Genomic DNA, 20,567 nt, shown 5'->3' with positions numbered 1-20,567 from the left:
GGGAGCCTACTCTCCTACTTATAGGCTGGCAATGCCCGTCGCCAGCCTATCTTCTTTTCTCACACTTCTTTTTCTTGCGTAGACCTTTTGACTATCTTCTTTTTTGGTAGCAGGCTTTTTACAGCTAGCTTTATAGGTAACCAATAAATAGCATAAATAGAGTCATGTTTTGCATCATATTTACCTACACCTATATTAATCTTTCCTGCTTCTGAGGCTTTTATTAGTGTCCCTCCGAGCCTATCCCAAACAGCAAGTGCAGAGCCAAGATTTGTATCGAAATGCTTAGGATTATCACTATGGTGAACTTGATGTTGTGCTGGGCTTATAAACCAATTCTCTAGCTTATCTCCCCAGCTAAACCAAATATGAGAGTGCCTTAAATTAGCACCAAAGATATTAAATAAAAATACAAACGCATTAGCGCCTAGAATGTCGAACATACTAAGTGCTGTACCAAATAAGTGATATCCTATTCCTACTGCGATACCTTGCGTCAAGGCCATCCTGCAAGCGTATAAATAGCTTTCAATAGGGTGAGTTCGATAAATAGTAAAAGGGGTTAGTACTTTCGCTGAGTGATGCACCTTATGAAACTCCCATAAGAATGGGACTTTATGAAGCAGTAAATGCAGTAAATATCGGGTGAAATCATCGAGCAAAAATAGTATGAGCGTAAAAAAAGCGATTACACTTGCCTCAGGCCATTGCAACATAAGTGGTTTGCCAAGCACCCACTCTAGAAAATCTGTAACAGCTATGGCGACAGGCACCATGGTCAGTACAATTGGTGCAAAAGTCGCTGCTTTAATAATTTTATTGGTGATCAGTAAAGCGTAATCAAGTTTGGCACTTTTACACAACCAAACATCTTTGGGAAACAAGAAGCTAAAAAAGCCTCTCACACTTTTCGATTTAGAAGCTTTTAGGTAGACAAAAAAAGCCATGACTATCGCACTTAATAAGTACGGTATATAAATTCGTTTGTTGGCATCGATTAAATATGAAGGCAAAGCTGATATATCTTGCCATATTTGCTCTAACACACCTTCTCCTAAATATAAATTGCGACTTCAAGCAACTGCTAAAACAGTTTTAATGACTAGCTTATTCATTAATAACGCCCTTAATACTACTCAATCATTTTGAGAGATTAAAATTGACGCTACCAGTGTTGAAAACTCTTTCTTTAAGACTGCATAGATGCAGAAGGTAAATCGGCGATAGCAGGACACGTAAGCGTAACTAGCAACGAGTTTTCTTTACCCTAAAGTCACTCTCTCTATTAAAAGGATTGAATTAAGAGTTTAACTCTAAGACTAATTATTAATGGCTCATTATACGAAAAAGGGCCACGAATGGCCCTAAGTAATTTAACTAAAAAAGACGTTAAAACTGGTATTTATAACCAATCGAAAATTGTCTTGGTTTGCCTGGTCGAGCACCGTAAGGGCGACGACTCACGATTTTAGCTTCATCTAATAAGTTATCGATTTTGGCGTAAATTCTACCGTATTTATCAAAATCATAACTTGCAGAAACATCCACTGTAGTTGTTGCTGGTACTTTAAAACCTGACAATTCTTGACCATCACCAGCAACTTCTTTCATGCTGCCAACGTATTTCATTGTCATTGTTAATGCCCAATTAGACGTTTCTAAACCAATGTTAAAGGACGCCTGATGCTCTGGTAAATACGGTAATGTATCCCCTACTTCAACATCGCCCCATTGCGCAAAATCAGACTTGAAGCTGTTTTTGAACTCACCACGTGTATACGTATATACAAAGCTATATGGAATATCTACTTGTAGGTTAAGTGGATACGTTTGGGCGAATTGTGTTTCTAAACCGTAAACATCAACCTTTCCACCATTAAACTCCTGGTCTAACTGTTGATCGACTCCACAGTTAGAAAAACCACAGCTTTCTTTTAAGTTACTGTAGTTATTAAAAAAGCTAACGACTTCGACTTGCGTAACGCCATCATTAAAGCGTCCACCAAATTCATAGTTGACACTTTTTTCAAGCTCTACGTCTGTAGTTTGTGCAGGGGATGAAGGAACAAAACCCTGGTGCACACCAAATAACAAACCAGATTCTTCGTTTAACTTGTAAAAGCCGCTCAAACCAGGCAACCAGATACGTGTAGTCTTGTCTAACCAGTTAGTTTCTTCACCTTTTTCATGGTGATGCATTTTCATCAATTCACCACGCACACCTAAACCAAGCGTTAAAGCATCGACCGTGACTTGATCTTCTAAATAAACCGACCAAGCATCAGTTGATTCAACATTTTGAGTTGTAGGACGTATATCTTGACCTAGATCGAAGGCTTTACCTGCACGCATACCATAGGTTTCTTCAAAATGCTTTCGTTCAATTTCATCTTGGTGAAAGCGAATACCCGCTGATAATTTGTGGTTTAGGTCGAAAAGTGAAAACTCATAAGTCGAGTCAATTTGTAAACCTTGCGAAAAATAAGCACGATCATTGGTGCCCATGTTTAAGTAGATTTCTGGTTGACCTTCCGTTAGTGAATCTTGCTGGCCTGAAATGACTGCATACTCTAATTCGTACTTTTGTGGATCTGCAAGGATCCCCGAAAGCGTCGCGTCTAGTTTAGATAAGCGTCTATCAAGTAAGCCGTTTAATTTTAACCAAGCACGTTCATAATCATTTCTATACAAGCGTGTTGTAACGCTTAAATTGTTGAATTCAAGATTATGACTAAACATGATTTGTTGGTGCTTAGTGTCCATTAATGCTGGCTGTGTCGCAGCGTAACGGCGATAAGGGTTTTCTGCAAAATCAGTCTCAGTTAAACCAAGGTAAGTTTCATCTGACTGCTCATCTGCATAAGATAGCTTTAAACCAAATTTATGATCTATGCCATTGTTAGATAACTGATAGTTAAACTTCGCTAAAATATCATTTTTTTCGAAACCAGTATCACCACCGCCATCAAGCTCTTTAAAACCATCTGCTTTTAATGAAACACCTTCAACTAAAAAGCCAACATTGTTTACAACAGAGCCAAAATGACCATGAACCTTTTGATAACCATCACTGCCAAAAGCAACATCAATACCCCCTTCAGAGAATTCAGGCACTGCACGTGTTACCAAGTTAATTGTGCCTGCCACTGTCTGAGGACCATATTTGATCGCTGCAGGCCCTTTGAATACCTCAACAGCAGTCATACGAGTGCTCACAGGGAAATAATAAGCAGCAGGTGCAGAATACGGAGAAGGACCAATTAAAATACCGTCTTCTAGAATCGTGATTTTTTTACTACGCTCGGGTGTTACACCGCGAAAACCAATGTTAGGTCGAAGCCCGTAACCGTCTTCTTCACGAATGTTAACGCCAGGTACTTTAGACAGAATTCGATGTATATCATCGTATTCGAACTTTTCAAGCTCTGCTTCTGTTAGTAAAGTTGCAGAACCAGCTTCTGTTCTTAACTTATCGTAATGACTTAAAATTTGGATATGCTCTAGTTCATCGCTCGCTTCATCCGATTTAGCACCTTGTGCAAAGGCAGAAGGCAGCGCAAGACTTAAAGCAATGGTAAGCGCAGATTTTCTTAAAATATGTAAATTAGTCATTGTCACCCGCCGATGTTTTAGGTAGTTCTAGAGCAAGTTTATTAATGAAGTCGTTTTTCAATTGATCTGTGACGTCTTTTACTTTTGCATGATTATGTTCAACAGCAGTTGTGTCATTAGTTAATGCCGTTTGAAGGTCTGTTGAAATCGCATCAGCTGCTGCTTTTGCATCTGTGATCCCTTTCAGCATTAACTCTTTTGTATCTGTTGCATCATTGCTATCAAGAAAATCATCAAAACCTGTATTCTCGCTTGTGCCACCTAAGAAGATTTTTTCGAATGCCGCAATGTTTGCGCGAATGTTTTCGATAGAATGCTTAGCGTAGATTGATTCTACTTCTTCAGGACAAGCAATTTCTGAGCCGCACTTATTAGCAAACAAACCCAAAGGCGTTGCAAGTTTGTAATCTTTAAGCTCTTCTGTCATATAGAAAAGCGCGTCAGAAATTTCATTGATTGCTTTTAAGGTCGTAGGATATGGACTACCTGGCTGACCTGCATTTTTAAATTGTGAAGCATAGCCGTCTTCACCAGACCATTCATATAAAAGCTCAGTGGCAGAGTCAGAGAGATCATTGGCTACTTCAACTGCAAATTTACAGCGTGAAACTTTTCTAGCTTGCTCTGTTTGCGTGTTCCAATCACCTAACACTTCTGCCGAATTGATTGAACAGCTATGCGCTAAATCATCATTGAATAATAGGTATTCCATGGCATCTAAACCGCGGCGTTTATCGCTACGCTTGCTAATGTCATAAGCATTACCGTTGATATTACCTACAGCAAAAAATACCACATCTTGATCAACACTGCAGGTACTCGCATTCGGCCAAGAATAAATACGGTTTCTTAAAGACTTATCATTTGCAGATAATGGCCCTATGATCATAAGTTCGGCGTGTTGCCAACTCACCATGGTCTCTTTCCAAGCGTTTTGAGCTGCAACCTTCGCAGCATTTAATGCAGCTTTAGCCTCTTCGTCACCCATAGTCGGGTCATAATTAGTTTCTAAATCACAATATGCTTTTACAATCGCTGGCTGTGCTTTTGCTTTGCTATCAAATTCAGTAAATGTTGGCGTGATCACATTATCTACTAAACTCGCCAATAACGTTGCTTCATTAAATGCAGGTGTTTGACCATCAGAGCCACTGCCATTGTCATTCCCGTTTCCGTCATTATTACCATTTCCTTGGTTTTGATTTTCATTTACTTGCTGTTGTGCATGCCCTTCACCATTGCTACTCGACACACTTTCACCACAACCACTTAATGCCAGTGCGATACTCGTCACCAGTAGTAAAGGTTTTAATTTAAAAGCCATTTAAAGCCTCTTTTCTCAAATGATAAATATGACAAAAGGCTAGCTCCGAAAAACTAACCTTTTTAATACATAAACCAACCAGATTTTACCAAGTTGTGATTAATTTTTCCAAATCATCACCACTAAGTGCATTACCTTGTTTATCGTTCCAAGTATAAGCATCACGTAAAATGTTACGCGCAGCCTTTAAATCCTGCTCATACTGTGCGACAGTTTTTGTACTGTTATCCTCAAATACAGGTGCATTACCCATTAATTCATGCAATTTAACAAAATCAGCAGTTACTGTTTTTGCTTCACGGTTAACGAAAGGCGACACTGGATTGAACTGCATATTTAATGCAAAACCTTTCATTTCTGACCAATGTTTCGCTAATGTGTAAAAATCGTCAATTTTGAATGTATAATCTTGTGCTGTTAATTTTTCTAAATCTTTTAGCACATCATTAATGTAGTGGATCGAAGTCGCTACAATGGCTTTTTCCCAAGCTAAACGAGCCGCTGTTGCATGCTTAACTAGTGTTTCCATTTCAGCATCTGATAATGCCTGACCCGCTTTGTCATTTAGTAATTTACGACCAGCATAAAACGCATCGTACGCTTCTTTACTTAAATCAGTGAAGCCTGAACGGTCACGTTTGCCTGCGTTAGTTGAGTTACCCCAGTTGTACTCTGACAGTAAATCAATTTTGCCGTCTGCATTGGTGTCGTTTGAACCATTGAATTCTTTACGACCATTACTACCTTCTGCATCTACTTTGCTCGATAGTTCAATGTCTGTGTAGTCTGTGTAGTTACGTGCAGCACCAAAGTAACCAAAACCTTCATCCCACTGATGCTCAACACTGGTATAGGTTTTTCCAGCAAACTCGGTATTGTTCTGCTTTAAGCCTTTGCCATCGGTATCGTCATCAAGATAATCATCAGCTGCTTGAGAGAAAGCCACAGCACCATTTAAGAACTTCTCAATCAATTGTTGTAAATCAACACCGTCTGGCGTGATGTAAGCTTTATCAATATCTACTTTTGCAGCATTAGCAGTCTGCGCACTACCATTTTGTACTAACTTTGCATTATCTCTTAGCATAGCAATTAAATGCTCAGCAAAACCTGTTGGGGTATTATTTGCTGCATCTAAACCAGCCCAACCTACAAATGAATCTGCTTGTGTCCAATCTTTGTACTGGCCTTTAGCATCATTGCCTGCAAGCTTGCCCTTTAAATCTTTATGAGAATTTGAAATTTCAACAAGTGATTTCTGCACTGAATTTTCAAATGCAGATAACGTAAGTGCTCTTGAACCCCATACGTTTTCATAATCTTCGCTTGAAATATCGTAGTAAAGGCCTATTTTGTCTGCACCATCAGCGTAATCATCGGCAAAATCAGCTTTGATATAGTTTGATAATTCTTTAATTAGTACGTGGCGAGCAATCTGACCTGAGTAAGCAACACTTGATTGACCAATTTTTTCTGGATTTTTACTTAAAAAATCATAATACATATCATTGGCAACTGACACAGTCACTTCTTTCTCAAGCTTTGCACCGGCTTTGTCTGTTGCGATAACAGTCACTTTAAGTGGTGTGCCTGCAGTTAAAGATACCTGTGCAGCATCAAGCACAAGTGTGTTATTTTCGACTTTAAAACCAGCTGCAGAAGTTGAGAAAGTAACTTCATCTTGAGCATCCTCATCACTTGCTGACAAATCTGCAACGACTTGCGTACCTTTAAGATCTACTTTGACAGGAGCAATGTTTGCAACAGCTAAATCTGTTGGCGCTTCGTTAACGTTAGTAATTGTTACTGTCACGTCTTTAGTCACAGTATTCGTTCCATCAGATACTGTTACCGATACAGTTACCTGAGTTGTTTCTTCAAAATTAAAGCTTTTGCCTGCTTTAACAAACAATTTATCGCCTTCAATTTCAAAATTTTCGTCATTTGTAGTGAATGTATGAGTGTCACCTGAATCCGCATCTGTGGCTGAAAGCGTACCAACTTCAACACGTTCTGTTGTATTTTCTTGTAATTGGGCTTTATCAAGAGTAATAGCAGTAGGCGCTTGATTTTCCGTTTGAGTAGCTGTTTCGTTGTTGCTTGAACCACCACATGCAATTAAACCAAGTGTTGCAGCAAGGATAGAAGTTGTTAACAGAGACTTACGAAGGGTCATTCTTATTGTCCTTTGAAAATACTAAATATTATTAATTTTTTAACTGGTGCATAGTATACACGCATCTAAATAACAATCAATATTATTTACACTGTCATAAATAGTTATTCTGTCAAAAAACAAATGAAAATTTGACACCTCACACTCAAATCAAAAACCCAACCCATTGATTTTAATAAATTTACAAGATTTAGTTGATGATGGAAAAATACAACTAAGGATGATAATCAATATCAATTACTTTATATTTATTGTGTTACTATCAATTATTCTCGATGCTATCATTAAATATTTGTTGTGCAGTCTGCCAAATAGCTAAATTCACAGGGTCTTTTAACCTTGTAGATTTAGCTATCAAGCCAATTTCTATATCAGTGTTACCGCTATTGATAGGTAATACTCTCACTTGTTGCTTGAAAGGACTTTGAGATAAAACAACATCTGGTACTAAAGCGATACCAAAACCTAAACTGACAAGGGCCACAATTGCTTCGTGACCAGAAACATGTGCATAAACTTTCGGTTTAAAACTTTGCTCTGCACAGAACTGATCTAGTCTTTCTTTTAATACGCCCTGTTCCGGAACAATATATTCGAGTTTTGACCAATCAAGTACCTGCAAAGTCATTGCATTTAAAGTATCGGAGAGTGGACACTCCATTGTCGGCGCTATCATTAGCAATTTAGCTTCACCCAGCTTTGTGTATGCAAGGCCTGTAGGTAACTCTTTTGGCTTGACTGCAACGGCTAAATCCGCTTTTTCAGCTTGGACGTTCGATATTGAAAGCGCGGGGTCGCCAGTATTTAGATTCAGCTCTACATCAGGGTATTTTTTACGAAATGCCGCAAACAACTTATATATATAGCTGTAACTTGCCGTCACAGAACAATACAAGTCAGCCTCACCGGATAAAATTTGCTGTTCAGTCTGGCACTGCCCTTTAAAAAGCCGCCATTGATTTAGCGTTGCATTGGCATAGTCGACAAAGGCTTTCCCTTGAGAAGTTAATGACACACTACGATTATCTCTTATAAATAAAGGGACGCCGACTTCTTCTTCTAATTGTTTTATTTGTCGACTCAGTGTGGGCGCACTAATAAAGCAAAGGTTGCTTGCACGGCCAAAATGTAAGGTATCTGCCAGTGCTAAGAAATACTTAAGTTGTTTATGGTCCATTTAACATTTCAAAAATTGAAATACAGTAATTCAAATATATCATTTTACGAAACCAAAACTACCCCCTATTCTCAAACTCGTATCTAGACAAACACTTATTTTTTAAAGGCTCTAACATGGCGAATTATTTTAATACTCTTCCTTTACGCGAACAGTTAGCACAACTTGCTCAATGCGAGTTTATGGATCCAAAAGAATTTGAAAACGGCGTAGCAACCCTAGAAGGTAAAAAACTGGTTATCGTTGGTTGCGGTGCACAAGGTCTAAACCAAGGTTTAAACTTACGTGATTCTGGATTAGACGTAAGTTATGCCCTACGCGATTCTGCGATTGCTGAAAAACGAGCTTCATTCATTAATGCATCAGAAAACGGATTTACCGTTGGCACTTATGAAGAACTTATCCCGACTGCGGACTTAGTACTTAACCTTACCCCTGACAAACAACACACTAGTGTCGTTGAAGCGGTTATGCCTCTAATGAAACAAGGCTCAACACTGGCATATTCTCATGGCTTCAATATTGTTGAAGAAGGTATGCAGGTACGTGAAGACATCACAGTGATCATGGTTGCACCTAAGTGTCCGGGCACTGAAGTACGTGAAGAGTATAAACGTGGATTTGGTGTACCTACTCTTATTGCAGTTCACCCTGAAAATGATCCTGAAGGTAAAGGTCTTGAGCAAGCAAAAGCTTATGCTGCAGGTACCGGTGGTCACAGAGCTGGTGTACTTAAGTCTTCTTTTATCGCCGAAGTAAAGTCAGATTTAATGGGTGAGCAAACCATTCTTTGCGGTATGTTACAAACTGGTTCTCTTCTTTGTTTCGATAAAATGGTTGAAAAAGGCGTTGATGCAGCATATGCGTCAAAACTTATTCAATACGGTTGGGAAGTCATTACAGAAGCACTTAAACATGGCGGTATCACAAATATGATGGACCGCTTAAGCAACCCAGCAAAAGTGAAAGCATTTGAGCTAAGTGAACAACTAAAGCAAATCATGCGTCCACTGTACAACAAGCATATGGACGACATCATCAGCGGCGAATTCTCAAGCGGCATGATGGCCGATTGGGCAGAAGACGACGCCAAGCTTCTTTCGTGGCGCGCAGAAACCGCTGAAACTGCATTCGAAAAGCAAGAAAATACAACTGAAGAAATTTCAGAACAAGCTTTCTTCGACAAAGGTATTTTAATGGTTGCTATGGTAAAAGCAGGTGTTGAACTTGCGTTTGAGACCATGACTGCCGCAGGCATAATTGAAGAGTCAGCATATTATGAGTCACTCCATGAAACGCCATTAATCGCAAATACGATTGCACGTAAGAAACTATTCGAAATGAACCGTACTATCTCTGATACGGCAGAATATGGCTGTTATTTATATAATCATGCTTGCTTACCATTGCTTCAAGACTTCATGAAAGACATCGAAACTGATGTTATTGGAGAAGGTTTGAACTCAGATAACTTTGTTGATAATCAATCACTAATCGCCGTTAACAGTGCAATCCGAAATCACCCTGTAGAGAAGATCGGTGAAACACTACGCGGTTATATGTCAGCAATGAAAAAAATTGTTTAGAAACGTTTCGCTTGTTAGAAACCAAGCCCAATAACTGTAAAGTTTTGGGCTTTTTTACTATTTATTTACATTTTTGGAAAAAGTTGAACAATAGATAATAAATCCTATGCTAGAATAATTACTTAACTCGTTATCAAAATAAGTAATATGAAAGCGAATAGTTTATCCATAACAGTAAAAATCTCACTCCTAGGTAGCTTAATTGCAGTTATTGTTGCAACGCTTATAGGGGTTATTTCAACCTATCAGGCAAAAGGCATGGTCGAAAGACGCATGTTACACTCTGAATTGCCTAGTAAAGTTGAGAACATCAGCAAATCAATCGAAAAGCAAATTGCGCAGATGAAAGATGCTGCACAGCTTCTTTCAAGCAACCAATTTATTTTGGCTTCAGCGAATAGGCATCAACAAGATGACTCTCTACTCGTCTCTGAATTACAACGTATTGCAAAACAATTTGACTTAGCAACAGCATCCTGGGCGAACCGAGAAACTGCAGAATATTGGAATCAACACGGATTCTTACGTGTTCTTAACCATCAAGAAGACGGCTGGTTTTATGGTTTCACTCAATCAGGTGAAGCTTACTCCATCAGTATTTTCAGAGAAACCACTGGTGCGGTGAATATGTTCGTGAACCACCAGCAGTTGAATGGTATTGGTTTGGCAGGCCTTGCGAAAAGTGTTACAGATATGCAGAGTATGCTCAGTCAATTTACATTAGAGCAAACAGGGTTTGTATTCGTTGTTGATAATACTGGCGCAATAAAATTGTTCCCAGACAGTCGTTCTACCCAGGCACAAACGCTTAAAGACTTGTATGGCAATGCAAACTCAAATTCACTCCTGCAAAATAACGCTTCAAACCTGATTAATGTTACTTTGAATAATGAAGCACAAGTGATTGCGAGCCAACCAATCAAAGGGACTAACTTATATGTTGTAGCGCAAGTGCCTGAGCATGAGGTTTATACCGAAATTAGAAGTCTACAATGGCAGATTGTAGGATATGCCAGCATCATTGCTATTTTTGCTTGTTTAGTCAGCTTTTTCTTGGCGCGTACACTGGCTGCCCCGCTTTCAAAAATTGCGCAACTATTTGCCAATTTAGGCAGTGGCGATGCAAAATTAAATTATCGATTACCAGAATCAACTCAGCCCGAACTTCAAGAGTTAAGCGATGGTTTCAATCAGTTTATTGCCAAGATAGAGCAAGCCATCAAACAAGTGGCAAATGAAAGCCATGAAATTCGTGCCACCAGCCTTAAACTGACAGAGCAAAGTAATCGAACTTGCCATGCCTTAAATGAGCAAAAATCTCAGACATTATCTGTCGCTGCTGCAATTAACGAAATGGGTGCGACAGTGCAAGAAATTGCAGGCAATGCGAATAACTCTGCACAATTGACTGAATCGAGTAAAAATACAGTCAAGCACAGCGAACAAGAAATAGAACAATCTCAAATTACTTTAGGTCAACTTGCTGATGACATTAACAGCATGGCTGAGCAGGTTAACTCTTTAGTTGAAAGAACGCGCTCTATTGCGAGTATTGTCGAGGTTATTAGAGGTATTTCAGAGCAAACCAACTTGCTAGCACTTAATGCTGCTATTGAATCCGCTCGAGCCGGTGAGCATGGGAGAGGATTTGCAGTGGTTGCTGATGAAGTGCGTGCTCTAGCTAGTCGTACCTCTCAATCTACTGATGAAATTCATAGCACGATTAATGATCTAACACTTGCTGCTGAAAATATCGTTGCGCAAATTACTCAGTCACGAAGCCAAGCAGAACAGAGTGTTATAAGCATGCAAAACTCTGTTGACCTTTTAAAAGACGTCAGTGAAACATCAAATCAAATTAACGATATGACAACTTTAATTGCTGCAGCAACTGAAGAGCAAAGTAACGTAGTTGCAGAAGTGGGTTTAAACATCGAACAGATCAGTGCCGCCAGTGATAGTGTTGTTGATGAAACACAAGCTATTTCACAGGCTATTGAAGCACTTGCTGAGTCAGCTAAAACACTTGATAGCTTAGTTGTTAGTTTTGAACAGAACTAAATTTTAAAAGCAATTCATCAATACCAAGGCAATTCAAATAACGAATTGCCTTTTTTATTTAAAGACAGGTAATAATTTGTAACGATTAATAATTCAACACTGCAATAAAATAAACTAGGCTTAATAGTAACTAGTTGTATAGAGAGTTGAGTTATGAACAGATTAAATTTATCACTGCTCATTGTGCTATTAAGTATTACTTTATTGGGTTGTCAAACAACAAAATCTAACTCACCGCCTATTAACAATGCTCTTATCAATAACAACAAATTTGTTATTAATACAATAGAATCTCAAAGTGAGATATTTGAATTAAATGAGGACATAAAGTCACAACTTGATCAATATGTCAGAGCAAATGCCTCACCTCTTCGCCAAGCAAAAAAATTACTAAACTTTTTAATGAACAACGGTGACAGCACGCTTGCCTATCAAAGTGGTGCTAATTTAGTTGCTTCTGATGCCTTTTATAATCTCAACGCGAATTGCCTTTCACTTTCAATTTTAGCTTACAGTCTTGCAGAGCATTTAGGCCTTTCGACTCAATTTCAACGAGTTCACATACCGGAATATTGGGACCAAAGCCAAGGCTATAGCTTATTAACAGGTCATGTAAATCTTGTAATCAAACAGCCCAAGCGTAGAGAAGAAGCTGAAAAAGTTTATTTCTTAGAGCCAACTTCACTTACAGTCGATTTCGACCCTAACAGCAGAGAACAACACTTTAAAACGAGCAAAATAAGTAAAGATAGAATCACGGCTATGTTTTACAACAATAAAGGGGCGATGCATATGATCAAGGCTGAATATGATTTAGCATATAGCTACTTCAGAGCCGCGATACAATTCGATAAGAACTACTCAGGTGCATGGGGAAATTTAGGGATCCTCTATCGACTAAACCACATGCATGACCTTGCAGAACAAACATACCAACATGCTCTTTTAATCAATCCTGAAAATAACACCGTCCTTGGCAATACGGCATTACTATACCGCCTAACTAATCGAATTGCTCAAGCTGAAAAAATAGAAGCCTCTTTAGAGAGTAAACGCCGAGACAACCCATATTATATGATTGTAAAAGGCAACGAAGCGCTTGCTCAAGATGAACTGAATAACGCTTTACGTTTTTTCAACGAAGCTAGAAAGCTTGATAAAAACCTTCATGATAGCTATTTTGGCTTAGCAAAAGTTTATTATTACCGAGGAAACCTAAATCGTGCAGAAAGCTATCTTAAGTTGGCGCTTAAAAATGCAGAATTTACACATGATAAAAAGCGCTACCAAGGTAAGTTGGCTGCTTTTAAGTACTTGGCTCTTCGCGAATCAAGCTAATGCCGCTGGCTCATCAAGTCTACATGAAGACCTAGAAGCTCTCACAAGCCCTGCTCACCAAGGTCGGGCAGCAGGCAGTTTACAGCCAAATATTTCAGCGCAATATTTGTTTAATAGATTTCAGAGTTTGGGTCTTGATGTCAGGTATCAAAGCTTCGATTTTAAAAGTGGCTTTTTTAGCAAAGCTGTTGGGCACAATGTGATAGCAACCTTACCCTGCTCATCTTCTCCATGCGGAGATAAACTTATTATTACCGCCCATTATGATCACCTAGGCGGTAATCAAGAAAGTTACTATGCAGGTGCAAATGATAACGCTTCGGGCACGGCTGCTCTTATCGCAATAGCAGAACAGCTAAATTCAATAAAACGCAGTAATGAAGTTGTTATTCTGGCAACAGATGCCGAAGAAAAGGGGTTATATGGTGCTAAGCATTATGTTGATGAAGCAACTCCAAGCAACTATGCCCTGAACGTAAATTTAGACATGTTGGCGATCAATCACAAAAATACCCTATTTGCGCTTCATGATCGCAGCGTTAAAAACTTAATAGAGCAATTCAAAGCGCAATCTAACCCATTCAAAGTGTTTTCTACATCGTCACAATTTAGGCTTCACAAGAAGCTCAATGACAACCGTATAAACTGGCATAAAGCCAGCGATCATTATGCGTTTAGTTTAAAGAAAATACCCTTTATCTACTTTGGCATGGGGATAGATGATAAACACCACACTAAGCAGGATACATTAGACAACTTAGACTTTGAAAAGTATCAAGCTGTGGTTGAATCAATCAGCGCTTTTATTGTTTCATTAGCACAGCAGCCATTAGAGTCTACAAATTGAATCTTTTGTGCTTTGCTAAGCTTTTTAATATGCCACTCCAATTTCGCGGCAGTACTTTTATCACCGACAGCTTTGCTATAAATCAATTTGATAGGTGCTTTGCCTTTTAGATTTTTTGCCCCTTTCCCCGAATTATGGGCTTCAACCCTTGCCGCAACATTATTGGTGATGCCTGTATACCAATGCCCCAACCTACTTTCGACGATGTAGACTGACCAAATATTTTTCTCTTGGGCCAATTTTTTTACCTATTAAGAAACTTTTTTAACTCTAAGCCGTCAAAGTGTATCAAGAAACTTTACCTTCTGTACGCAATCGGTATGATGCAAACAATAAAAGAATAAGGATCAAAAAATAAATGCTAGTAAAAAAATCCCTCGCTGTTTGGCTAAGTGCAGTAGTTATGACTGTTATGTTGTCTGGCTGTTCAAGTTGGGTATATCGAATTAGTATTCCACAAGGCAACTTTTTAGAACAAAGTGATGTTGATAAACTTCGCGTTCAAATGACTCAAGAGCAAGTGCTTTATGTGCTTGGTAGTCCAGTTGCAAAGAATGCTTTTTCAGATGACAGCTGGCACTATAGCTACACGCTTAATATTGGTCGTGATTCTGAGCATAGAAAATCTTTAGTCGTTTATTTTGAAGATGGTCGCCTAGCGCGCATTAGTGGTGATTTTGAAGAGCCAGAAGAGTTTAATATCCCACTCGAGCAATAATTAACATCTACTTTCCTAAATCAAAAAAAGGGCTTAAAGCCCTTTTTTTGATTCTCTTATAAATAATTATGCTCTGCCACCGGTTATTTTGTTGGCACGACCTTCTTCTTTCGCTTTTTCAGCTCTTTGTCTTCTTGCTGCTTTTGGGTCGGCAATCAAAGGACGATAAATTTCTATTCTATCACCCTCTTTCACCACTTGATGGTTTTTAACAGTGCGATTCCAAATACCAAGTGCTAAATTCGATAAATCAATTTCAGGACACTTATCTGCAATACCTGATTGTAAAACTACTTGCTCAGCCGTTGAACCTTCCGCAACTTCAATACTCAAAGAGGTTGCGGTATCTGGTAAAGCAAAAACTACTTCAACCTTGATCATCATCTCACTCCATACACGGTTTTAGCACGTTGTGTAAACGCAACCACCATGTTCTTCGCGACTTCGTTAAAGACTTTACCAAATGCCATCTCAATCAATTTACTGGCAAATTCGAACTCAAGTTTTAAAGACACTTTACAAGCTTGATCATCAAGCGCTGTGAACTCCCAATAACCATTCAATGACTTGAAAGGCCCGTCGACCAGTTTCATCTCAACTTTGTTGCCTGCTAAACGATTATTCGTGGTAAACCACTTTTTAAGGCCCGCTTTAGATATTTCTAAACTGGCGGTCATTGAAGACTCATCTTCAGAAATAATTTTTGCGTTGGAACAATTTGGTAAAAATGCAGGGTACGCATTTACATCATTGACTAAGTCAAACATTTCTTGGCTGCTGTACATCACCAGCGCACTTTTTTCAATCTGCGGCATAGCTACTCCACTTGCTTTGACGCGATTTTAGCAAGCTTTTTAATAATTATCTTGTTTACAAAGCATGAGTGGGTAAAAATAAGTAACAAAGCTAAAAAAGCCCTGTTTAATCAGATCATTTGTAGGTAGACTACGCCATTATGGCAAAGAAAAAATCACCAAAAGCAAACAGCAATACCATCGCGCTAAACAAAAAAGCGCGACACGAGTATTTTTTACACGATAAGTTCGAAGCAGGTATTGAACTACAAGGCTGGGAAGTTAAAAGTATCCGAGCAGGTAAAGTAAATATTTCTGATACTTATATTCATCTTAAAGACGGCGAAGCATTTTTACTTGCCTCGCAGATCCAACCATTAAACAGTGCATCAACTCACGTCATTTGTGATCCAGTGCGATATCGTAAACTGCTTCTCAAGAAGCGAGAATTAGATAGATTGATTGGTGCAACTGAGCGCGATGGCTTTTCACTGATTGCAACTGCAATGTATTGGAAAAAGTGCTGGGTTAAATTGGAATTCCATTTAGCCAAAGGTAAAAAGATGCACGATAAGCGCGCCGATATCAAAGACAAAGACTGGTCGCGCGACAAAGAGCGCTTAATGAAGCATAAAGCCAGATAAACAATTTTAAATTACTCTAAACCCCAGCATGCTGGGGTTTATTTTTTCAAACGACGCCAAAACCAGATGCTTATTTCAGAACAAACCGCACAGCAACAAAACCTATTGTTTCAACTATACGAAACACTCAGTATTGAACAACAAAAGCTGTTGCTGGTATTGGCCGTCGTTTATAAGCCTTTGAGTCGCGGACATATCAATCAGCTTTGCAGAAAGCTAGGTAACCAAAGTCAGGTTGATTGGCCTGCAAATTTATTGCGGTTGAGCAACCCTGATATTGAAGTGTTAGCGCAAAGTGGACTATTCAGTGCAAAAGATGATGTACACAAGGTCAACCCGCTTCTAGCAAATAAATTAACAGAGCTCAGTATTCAGCAAGGGAGCTTTTTACCCATTCTAAAGCTCGCTGAAGACGTAGTGCCCGTTTTACAGCTATACGATTGGGAGAAAACCTTCCAAGATGAGCAAAGGCTCGCCCGCGACTATTTCTATCTCAAAGAATTTAAGAGCCTAGAAAAACATCTTCGTCTAGATAAAAACCCCCAAGTAATCGACCATAAAAGAAACCAAATTCTGCTTGAATGTTGCTTTATGCCTTTCAACGAATCGGCTTTTTCAGAACTGCCTGAAACCATTCAGTATCAAGCATTTGCAACTTGGTTAAAGTTAAGAAAGCAAAAAGGCGCATCGCTCAGCTACCCGCTTAGTTTGCTAAAAAATGTGATCCAGGATTGCCAATTGTTACCGCTCAAATTGCTCTATGGCGAGCATTTAGTGCTCCAAGGTAAATTTGAACAAGCTGAAGCCTTGCTAGAGGGCGAAGCTAAGTCGGTGTATCACAGGCAATTACTGGCCACGATTAGTTTGTTCAACGGAAAAATGAAAGAATCTGTTGATGAATTCGAGCAAGCGATTAAGCTAAAAAATAAGCTCTACGGGAAAAAGTCAGACTCCTTATTTGGTGTGTTCGGGTTGTTCCAAAAGTTTTCGCTGTTACTACAAGGTGCCGACAATCAGCCAAGTAAACTGACAAAACTCATTGAGTTATGCAAACAGCAAAAAAGTAATAAGCATTCAGACTCATTCGACAAACTCATCGCGTCTATATTCATTGAGCTGACTCAAGCTATTCAGAAGGCAGAACCTGCTTATTTACATGACGTGATAAACAACGTTAAACACTCGGCATTTTCAGAAAATATCGCGTCTTTGCTCACCCTCTACGCTCAGTGTTGGACTGCTAAAACTGCAAATTTAAATAAAGAACAAATCAATACACTCGTGAGCAATTTTGAGCAAAGCGAGCTGACTCTATTTGCTAATCTTGCTCGTCAGCTTCGTCATGAAGCGACACCACTTGCGATTAATTTTACGCAAAGTGTTAAAGCCAAGCCAAGGTGGGATAGAGCTTTATCGCAACTGAAAGCACTTACTAACCTCTCTCAACCAGATAGTGAACAATCAAATAACGATGAGCGATTAATTTGGGAGCTACACTTTTCAGGTGAACATTCCTACTTCACCGCCCGAATACAAACTAACTCGGCTCAGGGTTGGAGTAAAGGAAAACCAATTTCAGCCAAACGGCTAGTAGAATCATCAAGTTTATTAAAATGCTTAACTGTAAAAGACAAAACCATCATTCAAGCGATTGAAAAGCTTTCTTTTGAAGATTACCGAGGTACAGACACTCAGTATCAGTTAACTGGCCTTAAAGCCCTCAGGGCAATCAAAGGCGCACCGAACATTTATCTCAACGATGACTTTACGATGCCAATCAGTATTTCTGAGCACTCCCCTGCTGTGCTTATCGACAAGCATCAACAAGAGATCCATGTTTCAATCAGTCATCTACCTAAATCATTAGAACGCGAAGCCCCAGTTTTCTCTTTTTATCAAATGCAGCCTGATGAATATGGCTTTAGCATCTTTGAAACCGAGCATTTAAAAGTGGCTCGTATCATCCGAGAAGAAGGGCTTGTTCTGCCTATTTCAGCCGAAGCAGAGCTGTTGCAAAGTGTGCAAGCCATAGCACCTTTAATTGATATTCAAAGTAGTTTAGAAAATAAATCAGTAGCAGATAGCCAAGCATCAACCACCAAACCAATCACTGCGAATAATAAGCTCGTCATCAACATCCAACCCTATCAAGAGGGTTTAGTGTTTACATGTATCGTGATGCCTTTAGGTGAAGAAGGTCCAGCTTTTAAACCGGCTATCGGCGCTAAGCATATCTCTGCACTAATAAAGCATGAGCGGCTAACTACATCTCGAGACTTAGCATTTGAACAGCAGTTACTGGAGCGTTTAGACGTACTCTGCCCCGCCTTTCAGGCGATGGCAGATAACCAGCTTAAAGTTTCAGAATCTCAAGATGCGTATGAAGTATTATTAAAACTTGAAGACATCAGTAAACAAGAGCAGGCTTCATTACCTTTATTACTACGATGGCCGAAAGGTAAAACCCTTTCTTTGTCGCCTGAGCTGCAAACGCAGCATTTACAGCTTGCAATGTATCGTCAAAATGAATGGTTTAATTTACAAGGTGAGCTACAACTAGATGATGACAAAGTAATAGCTGTTAAGCATTTACTGCAATTAGCCGAGCAAAGTGGTAGCCGCTTTATCAAGCTAGAGTCTGATCAAGTCTTATGCTTATCAGAGCAATTAAAAGCCAGACTTGATACTATCAATATGGCTAGTGAACACGGACAGTTTCACCCCCTTGCAGGCAAAGTGATTAATGAAGCCATGTCTGGTATGCGCATGAAAACCTTGCATAGCTGGGAACAACAAACCCAGCGTATGTTTGAAGCTGAAAAGTTGCAACCCAAGCTTTCGCCTTATTTAAATGCTGATTTACGCCACTACCAAATTGAAGGCTTTGAGTGGGCGATGAAGTTAGCCCATTGGGGCGCAGGCGCATGTTTGGCGGATGACATGGGCTTAGGAAAAACATTGCAAGCGTTAGCTGTGATCCAAGCTCGTGCATCTCAGGGACCAACGCTGATCATTGCACCCACTTCGGTCTGTTTTAATTGGCAACAAGAAGCAAAGAAATTTACACCTACTTTGAGTGTTTTCAACTTTGCGGACAACCCCACGGCTGAATTTGTTGAAGCGCTCACTGGCAATGAATGTTTGATTATCAGTTATGCCATGTTACAACGCCATATTGATATACTTAAACCCGTTACCTGGCAAACTGTTGTAGCTGATGAAGCACAAGCACTTAAAAACCCGTTATCGCAAAGAGCACAAGCTGCTTGCGCTTTAAAAGCCGATTTTAGAATGATCACCACAGGTACGCCGCTTGAAAACAATTTAAGTGAACTATGGAGTTTATTCAGATTTGTAAATCCAGGACTATTAGGTAATTTAAAAACCTTTAACCGCCGTTTCGCTCAACCTATTGAGCAAAGTGACGAAGACCCAATAAAGGCCAAAAAAGCCGCCTTTGGTTTAAAAACTCTGCTTAAGCCTTTTATTCTTAGACGACTAAAATCTGAGGTATTAACTGAACTGCCGCCACGCACACATATAGATATTCATGTGCCACTTAATGAGCAAGAAAGACATTTATATGAAGCAATAAGAGTCAATGCCGTCGAGAAACTGGCTGCAATTCAAAAAGAGCAAAGTATTGCAACACAGCGTATGCAGATTTTTGCTGAGCTAACCAAGCTAAGACAAGCGTGTAGTAACCCCACTTTAGTATCACCAAATGCCGACATCGAAAGTTCAAAGTTGAAGCAACTGGCTCTGTTGCTGAGTGAACTTAGTGAAAATAAACACAAAGCCCTGATATTCAGCCAGTTCATCGGTAGCTTGCAAGCGGTAAAAGCGCTATTAGAAGCACAGCAAATACCTTTTCATTATATTGATGGTGCAACCCCTGCAGAGCAGCGCAAGCAAAGTGTGAATGCTTTCCAACGCGGTGAAGGTGAAATATTCTTAATAAGTTTGAAAGCCGGTGGCTCAGGATTAAATCTTACCGCAGCTGATTATGTTATCCATCTTGATCCGTGGTGGAACCCCGCGGTAGAGGCGCAAGCTTCTGATCGCGCACATCGAATTGGGCAGACAAAGCCTGTCACGGTTTATAGATTAGTCGCAGAGCAAACCATTGAAGAAAAAATCCTCGCCCTACATGAACATAAAAAAGAACTTGCGGATAAGTTACTTGATGAGGGGAATGCAATAGAAGCACTAAGTGTGCAAGAATTACTCGGTTTGTTAAAAGAAACATTTTAGTCAGATTTGGTGATTGAGAGTTTAAGAAGCATCTTC

The 20,567-nt window shown here is 39.4% G+C and carries 15 protein-coding genes; 7 read left to right on the top strand and 8 right to left on the bottom strand.

All coding sequences use genetic code 11. From position 1 onward, the window contains the following. Positions 1 to 59: 59 nt before the first annotated feature. From ACH784_RS07250 to ilvY, 5 genes are all read right to left on the bottom strand, one after another. On the bottom strand, positions 60 to 1,046 hold the full coding sequence (locus ACH784_RS07250) for a sterol desaturase family protein (protein ID WP_404394650.1): 987 nt from the start codon (positions 1,044 to 1,046) through the stop codon (positions 60 to 62). Between the two features lie 343 nt (positions 1,047 to 1,389). Continuing rightward, positions 1,390 to 3,612 carry a TonB-dependent receptor family protein gene (locus ACH784_RS07245; protein WP_404394649.1) on the bottom strand — a complete coding sequence of 741 codons (2,223 nt, stop codon included), beginning with the start codon at positions 3,610 to 3,612 and terminating at the stop codon, positions 1,390 to 1,392. Then, complete coding sequence (locus ACH784_RS07240) at positions 3,605 to 4,936, bottom strand: imelysin family protein (RefSeq protein ID WP_404394647.1); 1,332 nt, start codon at positions 4,934 to 4,936, stop codon at positions 3,605 to 3,607. Before ACH784_RS07240 ends, ACH784_RS07245 begins: the two co-directional genes overlap by 8 nt. An 85-nt stretch (positions 4,937 to 5,021) precedes the next feature. Then, positions 5,022 to 7,112 (bottom strand): DUF4856 domain-containing protein, encoded by a 2,091-nt coding sequence (locus tag ACH784_RS07235; protein WP_404394646.1) that lies wholly within the window; start codon positions 7,110 to 7,112, stop codon positions 5,022 to 5,024. Positions 7,113 to 7,374: 262 nt separating this feature from the next. Further along, positions 7,375 to 8,289 (bottom strand): HTH-type transcriptional activator IlvY, encoded by a 915-nt coding sequence (gene ilvY, locus ACH784_RS07230; RefSeq protein WP_404394644.1) that lies wholly within the window; start codon positions 8,287 to 8,289, stop codon positions 7,375 to 7,377. Positions 8,290 to 8,405: 116 nt separating this feature from the next. Between ilvY and ilvC the strand changes: the two genes are divergently transcribed. The 4 genes from ilvC (at position 8,406) to ACH784_RS07210 (ending at position 14,121) form a co-directional block, all read left to right on the top strand. Then, the gene (ilvC, locus tag ACH784_RS07225; protein ID WP_404394642.1) at positions 8,406 to 9,875 is read left to right on the top strand and encodes a ketol-acid reductoisomerase; all 1,470 of its coding nucleotides are present in this window, start codon (positions 8,406 to 8,408) and stop codon (positions 9,873 to 9,875) included. 147 nt (positions 9,876 to 10,022) lie between these two features. Further along, the gene (locus ACH784_RS07220) at positions 10,023 to 11,936 is read left to right on the top strand and encodes a methyl-accepting chemotaxis protein (RefSeq protein ID WP_404394640.1); all 1,914 of its coding nucleotides are present in this window, start codon (positions 10,023 to 10,025) and stop codon (positions 11,934 to 11,936) included. A gap of 153 nt (positions 11,937 to 12,089) precedes the next feature. Further along, on the top strand, positions 12,090 to 13,274 hold the full coding sequence (locus ACH784_RS07215; protein ID WP_404394638.1) for a hypothetical protein: 1,185 nt from the start codon (positions 12,090 to 12,092) through the stop codon (positions 13,272 to 13,274). Continuing rightward, positions 13,207 to 14,121 (top strand): M28 family peptidase, encoded by a 915-nt coding sequence (locus ACH784_RS07210; protein WP_404394636.1) that lies wholly within the window; start codon positions 13,207 to 13,209, stop codon positions 14,119 to 14,121. The genes ACH784_RS07215 and ACH784_RS07210 overlap by 68 nt, the downstream gene beginning before the upstream one ends. Here the strand turns inward: ACH784_RS07210 and ACH784_RS07205 are convergent. Continuing rightward, on the bottom strand, positions 14,049 to 14,312 hold the full coding sequence (locus ACH784_RS07205; RefSeq protein WP_404395219.1) for a GIY-YIG nuclease family protein: 264 nt from the start codon (positions 14,310 to 14,312) through the stop codon (positions 14,049 to 14,051). The genes ACH784_RS07210 and ACH784_RS07205 overlap by 73 nt on opposite strands. Positions 14,313 to 14,479: 167 nt before the next feature. On the opposite strand from ACH784_RS07205, the gene ACH784_RS07200 reads away from it, so the two are divergent. Beyond that, positions 14,480 to 14,839: an outer membrane protein assembly factor BamE gene (locus ACH784_RS07200; RefSeq protein ID WP_404394634.1), complete on the top strand. Its 360-nt coding sequence runs from the start codon at positions 14,480 to 14,482 to the stop codon at positions 14,837 to 14,839. Between the two features lie 66 nt (positions 14,840 to 14,905). Here ACH784_RS07200 and ACH784_RS07195 read toward each other — a convergent pair whose 3' ends face one another. Together ACH784_RS07195 and ACH784_RS07190 are read right to left on the bottom strand one after the other, a co-directional pair. Continuing rightward, on the bottom strand, positions 14,906 to 15,220 hold the full coding sequence (locus tag ACH784_RS07195; protein ID WP_404395217.1) for an RnfH family protein: 315 nt from the start codon (positions 15,218 to 15,220) through the stop codon (positions 14,906 to 14,908). Continuing rightward, a complete protein-coding gene (locus tag ACH784_RS07190) occupies positions 15,220 to 15,654 on the bottom strand; it encodes a type II toxin-antitoxin system RatA family toxin (protein ID WP_058029533.1) in 435 nt (144 codons plus the stop codon). Before ACH784_RS07190 ends, ACH784_RS07195 begins: the two co-directional genes overlap by 1 nt. A 140-nt stretch (positions 15,655 to 15,794) precedes the next feature. Between ACH784_RS07190 and smpB the strand changes: the two genes are divergently transcribed. Continuing rightward, positions 15,795 to 16,277 (top strand): SsrA-binding protein SmpB, encoded by a 483-nt coding sequence (smpB, locus tag ACH784_RS07185; RefSeq protein ID WP_404394632.1) that lies wholly within the window; start codon positions 15,795 to 15,797, stop codon positions 16,275 to 16,277. A gap of 66 nt (positions 16,278 to 16,343) precedes the next feature. Next, positions 16,344 to 20,531 carry a DEAD/DEAH box helicase gene (locus ACH784_RS07180; protein WP_404394630.1) on the top strand — a complete coding sequence of 1,396 codons (4,188 nt, stop codon included), beginning with the start codon at positions 16,344 to 16,346 and terminating at the stop codon, positions 20,529 to 20,531. Positions 20,532 to 20,567 lie beyond the last annotated feature (36 nt).

Source organism: Pseudoalteromonas phenolica (assembly GCF_044788725.1).
In the GTDB taxonomy this organism is placed as follows: Bacteria; Pseudomonadota; Gammaproteobacteria; order Enterobacterales; family Alteromonadaceae; genus Pseudoalteromonas; species Pseudoalteromonas phenolica_C.
This window is presented reverse-complemented; position numbering and strand designations above follow the sequence as displayed.

Coding starts and splice junctions, on each gene's coding strand:
- ACH784_RS07200 (WP_404394634.1), top strand. CDS start 14,480: ATGCTAGTAAAAAAATCCCTCGCTGTTTGGCTAAGTGCAGTAGTTATG.
- smpB (WP_404394632.1), top strand. CDS start 15,795: ATGGCAAAGAAAAAATCACCAAAAGCAAACAGCAATACCATCGCGCTA.
- ilvC (WP_404394642.1), top strand. CDS start 8,406: ATGGCGAATTATTTTAATACTCTTCCTTTACGCGAACAGTTAGCACAA.
- ACH784_RS07190 (WP_058029533.1), bottom strand. CDS start 15,654: ATGCCGCAGATTGAAAAAAGTGCGCTGGTGATGTACAGCAGCCAAGAA.
- ACH784_RS07235 (WP_404394646.1), bottom strand. CDS start 7,112: ATGACCCTTCGTAAGTCTCTGTTAACAACTTCTATCCTTGCTGCAACA.
- ACH784_RS07240 (WP_404394647.1), bottom strand. CDS start 4,936: ATGGCTTTTAAATTAAAACCTTTACTACTGGTGACGAGTATCGCACTG.
- ACH784_RS07180 (WP_404394630.1), top strand. CDS start 16,344: ATGCTTATTTCAGAACAAACCGCACAGCAACAAAACCTATTGTTTCAA.
- ACH784_RS07245 (WP_404394649.1), bottom strand. CDS start 3,612: ATGACTAATTTACATATTTTAAGAAAATCTGCGCTTACCATTGCTTTA.
- ilvY (WP_404394644.1), bottom strand. CDS start 8,289: ATGGACCATAAACAACTTAAGTATTTCTTAGCACTGGCAGATACCTTA.
- ACH784_RS07220 (WP_404394640.1), top strand. CDS start 10,023: ATGAAAGCGAATAGTTTATCCATAACAGTAAAAATCTCACTCCTAGGT.
- ACH784_RS07210 (WP_404394636.1), top strand. CDS start 13,207: ATGATAAAAAGCGCTACCAAGGTAAGTTGGCTGCTTTTAAGTACTTGG.
- ACH784_RS07215 (WP_404394638.1), top strand. CDS start 12,090: ATGAACAGATTAAATTTATCACTGCTCATTGTGCTATTAAGTATTACT.
- ACH784_RS07195 (WP_404395217.1), bottom strand. CDS start 15,220: ATGATCAAGGTTGAAGTAGTTTTTGCTTTACCAGATACCGCAACCTCT.